At 39.5% G+C, this 3,626-nt stretch carries 4 protein-coding genes; all 4 read right to left on the bottom strand.

Annotation, left to right across the window (positions count from 1 at the left end):
* Positions 1-1,175: TIGR03960 family B12-binding radical SAM protein (locus ABZA26_RS10325; RefSeq protein ID WP_372714444.1), on the bottom strand; the 1,175-nt coding region annotated here is incomplete at its 3' end.
* A 21-nt stretch (positions 1,176-1,196) separates the two neighbouring features.
* Entirely contained in the window at positions 1,197-1,619 is a 423-nt protein-coding gene (locus ABZA26_RS10320) for an HD domain-containing protein (RefSeq protein WP_372714443.1), read from the bottom strand.
* Complete coding sequence (locus tag ABZA26_RS10315) at positions 1,609-2,481, bottom strand: pseudouridylate synthase (RefSeq protein ID WP_372714442.1); 873 nt, start codon at positions 2,479-2,481, stop codon at positions 1,609-1,611. Before ABZA26_RS10315 ends, ABZA26_RS10320 begins: the two co-directional genes overlap by 11 nt.
* The coding region (locus tag ABZA26_RS10310; protein ID WP_372714441.1) for a thymidine kinase at positions 2,471-3,626 on the bottom strand (1,156 nt) is incomplete at its 5' end. The genes ABZA26_RS10315 and ABZA26_RS10310, both read right to left, overlap by 11 nt.

Below are 3,626 nucleotides of genomic sequence, written 5' to 3'. Positions count from 1 at the left end.
TCAAAAGGAAGTCCTATCATGAAATAAAACTTCAGAGTATCCCATCCGGCTTTTACCGCAGCTTCTGCTGTTTCTAGTATTTCTTCTTCTGTTACCCCTTTATTTATTACATCTCTCAGCCTCTGAGATCCGGCTTCAGGAGCGAAGGTAAACCCGGTCTTCTTTCCGCTTGTGATCTGCTCTGCTACCTTTACAGAATAAGGGTTCATTCTCAGGGAAGGAAGACCTATCCCCAGATTATTCTCACCGTATTTATTCTGGATACTTCCAAGAAGTTCCCCTATTTTTGAGTAATCACTGCTGCTGAGTGAAGAAAGTGAAACTTCAGAATAACCTGTGGCCTCTATAGTCTTCTCTATTAGTTTCATATTATTTTCCAGCGTTCTCTCTCTCACAGGTCTGTATACCATCCCCGCCTGGCAGAATCTGCACCCTCTTGTACATCCACGCTGTATTTCCACAGCCGCCCTGTCATGGACTATAAGCATATAAGGAACTATCTGCCTGTCATAAAACTCAGTTTTATCAAAATCTCGGACAATAGCCCTTTTTATCTTTTTCTTATTTTTATGAATTTCAGGAATATAAACACCTTCCAATCCATCTAACATATGAAGTTTCTCTTTTTTGCTTTTATCAGGATTTTCAGAAAATATCTTTGCAATCTCCACCATGGTGTCTTCGCCGTCTCCTATTACCATGAAGTCGACAAATTTTTCCATAGGTGCAGGATTCATCATGCATGTTCCCCCTGCCATTATAAGAGGATATTCCTCTCCTCTGTCTTCTCTATGAAAGGGAATCCCGGCCAGGTCTAAGGCATTCAGTGCATTTGTATAACTCACCTCATATGAAAACGAAAACCCAATCAGATCAAACTCAGCTAAAGGGGTCTTGCTTTCCAGTGAAAACATAGGTATTTTTTCTCTTCTCATGACCTCTTCCATATCACCCATGGGAGAGAATCCTCTTTCGAGATAAAATCCGTTTACTTTATTCATTATGTCATAGAGGATTCTTATTCCTACATTGGACATACCTACTTCATATATATCAGGGAAAAACAGGCACATGTGGGCTTTAAACTCCTTTTTATGGACGCTGTTGATTTCATTCCCCAGATACTGTGCCGGTTTTTCAACTGATAAAAGGTGATCTCTTATATCTACTGTCATTTTTTTCCTCACTTTAAAAAATTAGTTTCTGTCATCTATCTCTTGAAATCTTTTCATTTTACCTATGGTACCTGAAAAATGATGAGATCTTGCAAGGTCTGCCACAAAGGGGTTTATCTCCAAAAGTTTTTTATACGATCTTTCAGGATGTTTTTTCAATATCTCGTCCCCTATACTCACCTGTTTTATCCTCGCTATGAGTCCCGCTCCTTCCTTCCCGCAGTCATGGAGAAGTGCAAGCTTCAGATAGTTCTTGTCCTTTTTCAGGAGTTCGTCTTCTCTGGCCTCTTTCAGCATATTCACAGAATGAATCTTATCATATTCCTTCATCCTAGAAAAAACAGCATACTCATCTTCAGAGAGAATCTCCCTTACAATCTCATTATTCTTCTCTTCATATTTTGAAAATATATAAGTGAGTACCTGCCTTATTCTATAAAACATCTGCCACTTCCCTTACCACTATATCTCCGTATTTTTTACGGAGATTTTTTATATTTTTCCCTCTTGTTCCTATGAACTCACCTTTTTTAGATGCCTTCACATAAAAAATATAGAGCTCTCCCATCTTTTCCGCATAAAGAAGGTTTGTCTCTTTTATTTCAGGAGCTTTTTCTATAAAAAGAGCTTCTAGCTCCTTCTTGAGGTAGATTTTTTCAAGATTCAGATATTTCCCAGGAAGAGGTGTCTTTTCACCGGTCAGTATATAGCCCGACATTATTCTCACCTGTTTCGGCATAAAAGAACTCCCTTGAAACCAAAGGCCCTTATCCCTAAAGGAAACCTCCACACTTCTGACTTTTTCCTTGAGCTGCTGCCCTTTAAAATCCGTAAACTCACTCACGTCATATGTGCCGCTGAGCTCCCTGCAGAGCCTTTGTATCTCTTCATCACTGTTTTTTATCTTTGCAGGGGGATATCTATAGCAATACTCCCTGGCTTCTACCAGGTCTGGAATGACAAGGTCAGACAGGGTCTTTTGCACTTTCTTTATCTTCATCTCTTTTTTAGATATTTCATTAAATCTTAATGTAATTTCATCCATATCTCCTGGATATCCGCTGCTCACATAGAGAATATTCTCCCCTGCACTTACCTTGGCATCAGTTCTTCCGGCCTGTTGTATACCCTTTGCCCAGGTGAAACCCAGAGAATTCATTATCTCTCTGAACCTTCCCTTTACGCTTTTTTTGTTTTTTACTTCATCAAAGGCGTCAAAGGACCCACCTCTGTAAGAGATATAAAAAAGATAACCAAATTTCTTATTCTTTTCCAGTTTCCTGAGGTCCATCAGTTTATTCTCCATATCCGTTTTCAGCCAAGATCGCTACTTTACCGATCTTTTTCACCGTCTCCACATTATTTCTCAAAAATTTCTCATCTTTTATATTTTCTTTATTATTAAAAACCACACCTTTTATTTTTATATCATTTCTTTTCAGTACATCTATAGTCAGCAGAGTATGATTTATTGTTCCCAGGACATTTCCCGAGATCAATATGACTTCTGATTTTTTTCTATAATCCACAAGAAGGTCTAGAAACATATAATTTTCTATAAGAGGTACCAGCAGTCCCCCTGCACCCTCTACAAATACAACATCATTTTCAAGAAGTTCTTTATCTATCTTTTCTTTTATAGCCTTTATATCAATAGATGTCCCGTCTGCTGCTGCTGCTGCATCTGGAGACATTGGTTTCTTATAGAAGAAAAGGTTGATATCCTCCACCTTTTTTCCAAGAAGCTGTGCATAGGAATAAGAATCCGAACCTTCCAGATTTTCCGGAAAGGTTTCACTTCCTGTCTCCACAGGCTTTACTGCAGTTACCTTCAGTCCTTTATCCATCTCTTCTTTTACAAGCTTTAGACCTGCATAGGTTTTTCCTATATCGGTATCTGTTCCCACTATAAAGTAGAGTTTCCCCTCTTTATTCTCTTCTCTATTTACCACGTGACATTTTCTGCACCTGGCTTCATATGCCTCGCTGGCTCCCACCAGAACCACAGGGTCATTATAATAGGCCGGTTCTCCGTTTACGAGCCTCTGAGTTCTCGACGCGGGGTTACCGCATACTGCACAGATGGCACTCAGCTTGTCCACATATTCTGCCCTGGCCAGAAGTGAATCTATAGGTTCAAAGGGTTCCCCTCTAAAATCCTGGTCTAGCCCTGCCACTATTACTCTTTTCCCCATATCTGATAGTTTCTCACAAAACTCCACCACAGACTCTCCGAAAAACTGTACTTCATCTATTCCGATTACCTGAGCATCACTGTATTTTTTATAGAATATCTTTTCCATCTCTTCCACAGACGAAGCCGGCACTCCCTCTATAAATACGCTGCTGTGAGACACCACATTAGTTTCATCATATCTTTTATCTATAGAGTGTTTGAATGCCACCACCTTTTGACTGGCATATTTAGAACGTATAAGCCTTCTTATGAGC

The organism is Ilyobacter sp. (assembly GCF_041583315.1).
Classification (GTDB): domain Bacteria; phylum Fusobacteriota; class Fusobacteriia; order Fusobacteriales; family Fusobacteriaceae; genus Ilyobacter.
Note: the sequence above shows the minus strand (reverse complement) of the source record. Positions and strands in the feature narration are given on the sequence as shown.